This is a genomic window from Staphylococcus pasteuri, from assembly GCF_030547725.1.
GTDB lineage: Bacteria > Bacillota > Bacilli > Staphylococcales > Staphylococcaceae > Staphylococcus > Staphylococcus pasteuri.
Genome location: NZ_JAUOQO010000446.1, coordinates 1 through 263, shown reverse-complemented (window position 1 = coordinate 263; position 263 = coordinate 1). Strand labels below are relative to the sequence as shown.

General features: G+C 54.4%; 1 protein-coding gene. It reads left to right on the top strand.

Going from position 1 to position 263, the window contains the following annotated elements:
* The coding region (locus tag Q4528_RS14315; RefSeq protein ID WP_303522291.1) for a hypothetical protein at window positions 1-213 on the top strand (213 nt) is incomplete at its 5' end.
* Window positions 214-263 lie beyond the last annotated feature (50 nt).

Sequence of the window (263 nt, the reverse complement as noted above, 5' to 3'; positions counted from 1 at the left end):
ATCGAACCCGAGTTACTTGTGGGGATGAACCCAGAAAAAGCCACACTCAACCTGATCCGCGCCGAGATTCGGTCGCTGGATGCGCAGATCCGAACATTGCGGAAGATCGCAAAGGCGACAGCAGAGGCAAACGATGTTGCGCACGCACAGCTTTTTGCTGCGGAAGACCAGAAGAAAGACCTGCTTCGGCGGGCGGAAAAACTGCAAGCATGAACACCTCAAACGAACCAGAGCCCATTGAGGCAAGGATTGCGCTGCTTGAA